General features: G+C 66.7%; 2 protein-coding genes. Both read left to right on the top strand.

All coding sequences use genetic code 11. The features are described from left to right. On the top strand, positions 1 to 996 hold a 996-nt coding region (locus tag VF631_RS03310; RefSeq protein ID WP_431848848.1), incomplete at its 5' end, for a tryptophan halogenase family protein. A 46-nt stretch (positions 997 to 1,042) separates the two neighbouring features. Then, positions 1,043 to 1,615: GDSL-type esterase/lipase family protein (locus tag VF631_RS03305; RefSeq protein WP_431848847.1), on the top strand; the 573-nt coding region annotated here is incomplete at its 3' end.

The following is a 1,615-nucleotide window of genomic DNA, read 5'->3' as shown; positions in this document are numbered from 1 at the left end:
CTGCGCGAGCAGGCGGTCGCGCGCGGTGTCGTCCACGTCCAGCGCCGCATCCGGTCCGCGACCCTCGACGCGCGCGGCCATGTCGAGTCGCTCGTGCTCGACGACGGAGCGCTCCTGCCGGGCGATCTCTTCATCGACTGTTCGGGCTTCCGCGGCCTGCTGATCGAGGAGGCGCTGCACACCGGCTACACCGATTGGTCGCTTTGGCTGCCGATGGACCGCGCACTCGCCGTCCCGAGCGAGGCAACCACGCCGCGAACTCCCTACACGCGCGCGACGGCGGGGGGCGCCGGCTGGCGCTGGCGCATTCCGCTCCAGCACCGAACCGGAAACGGCCATGTTTATTGTAGCCAGCATCTCTCGGACGACGAAGCCGCCAGCGAACTGCTGGCTGGTCTCGACGCACCGGCGCTCGCCGACCCACGTCCGATCCGGTTCAAGACGGGCAAGCGCCGGCTGATGTGGAACGGCAATGTCGTTGCACTGGGACTGGCCGCCGGCTTCGTTGAGCCGCTCGAGTCGACCAGCATCCATCTGATCCAGCGCGGCGTCGTGACGCTGATGTCGCTCTTTCCCGATCGCGGCTTCGCCGCCGCCGATGTGGAGCAATATAACCGCCTGATGGACCGGGAGTTCGAGCAGGTCCGCGACTTCATCATCCTCCATTATCACCAGACCCGCCGCGACGATTCCGCCTTCTGGAACCAGGTCCGGGCCATGGACATCCCCGACAGTCTCCGGCACCGAATGGATCTGTTCCGCAGCCATGGTCGCGTCTTCGTGGAGCCGGGCGACCTGTTTACCGAAACCTCCTGGGTCGCGGTGATGCTGGGCCAGGGCCTGCGTCCGGAGCGGCTCGACCCGATTGCAGCCGCGATGCCAGAGGCCGACATCGCGGCGCAACTCGATCGGATGCGCAACCTCGTTCGCCGCGGGGTCGAGACGATGCCGACCCACGACCAGTTCATCGAGCGGCATTGCCGCGCTACCGCGTGATAGCCTCATGAACACCGCTCGTGTTGGTATGTCCCCAGCTGCTCGCATGAGACGCACGGCAGCGGCCTTGTTTGGCCCGTTGCTGCTCTGCGCCGTTCCTGCTTCTGCCTGGGGCGCCGATTATCAGAGCTCGCCGGAGCGGCGCACCAGCGTCGACAAAGATTGGGGCCCTTGGCTGAACCCCTTCCGGGCCAAGCTCGTCCCGGTCCTGATGCAGGATTTCGGCGAACGGTACATCTACCAGCCCGCCAATGCCGCGCTGCCTGCGCCGCGCCCGGGCGAGCGCCGCGTCGTCTTCCTTGGCGACTCCATCACCGACAGATGGGATCTGGCCGCCAGCTTCCCCGGTCGGCCCTACGTCAATCGTGGCATCGGGAGCCAGGTCACGGCGCAGATGCTGCTGCGGTTCCATCAAGATGTCATAGCGTTGAAGCCGGCCGCGGTGGTGATCCTGGCAGGCGTCAACGACGTGCAGGGGTTTCTCCAGCAGGAACGCCGCGAGCAGATCGAAGCCAATTGGGAGGCAATGGCCGATCTCGCCGACCGGCACCGCATCGCCGTGGTGTTCGGGTCCCTCCTGCCGGTGAACGACTACAGCGAAGCCGCGCGCAACGTCACC

It is taken from the genome of Allosphingosinicella sp. (genome assembly GCF_036387615.1).
Lineage (GTDB): Bacteria > Pseudomonadota > Alphaproteobacteria > Sphingomonadales > Sphingomonadaceae > Allosphingosinicella.
The sequence above is the reverse complement of the archived record's forward strand: the minus strand, read 5'-3'. Positions and strand labels throughout refer to the sequence as shown.